The sequence below is a fragment of the Stenotrophomonas sp. C3(2023) genome (assembly GCF_032911385.1).
Lineage (GTDB): Bacteria > Pseudomonadota > Gammaproteobacteria > Xanthomonadales > Xanthomonadaceae > Stenotrophomonas.
Genome location: NZ_JAWJLO010000028.1, coordinates 1 through 216, shown reverse-complemented (window position 1 = coordinate 216; position 216 = coordinate 1). Strand labels below are relative to the sequence as shown.

The window sequence follows — 216 nt, the reverse complement described above, 5'->3', positions numbered from 1 at the left end:
GCGATCTGCTGCTGCAGCAGAACGCAGTGATCACCACCGCTGCCAACACGATCCTGAGCAACAGCGGCAACGTCAGCGGCACCGGCGGCCTGGTCAAGAACGGTGCCGGTGCTATGGCACTCACGGGCACGCTGGCCCATGCCGGTGGCACCACCGTCAACGACGGTGTGATGACGCTCACTGGCAGCAACAGCTACACCGGCGGCACCACGCTCA

The 216-nt window shown here is 65.3% G+C and carries 1 protein-coding gene; it reads left to right on the top strand.

Annotated elements, in window-relative coordinates; genetic code table 11:
• Window positions 1–26: 26 nt before the first annotated feature.
• Window positions 27–216, top strand: a 190-nt coding sequence (locus RZA67_RS16465; protein WP_317214140.1) for an autotransporter-associated beta strand repeat-containing protein, incomplete at its 3' end; no start/stop codon positions are given.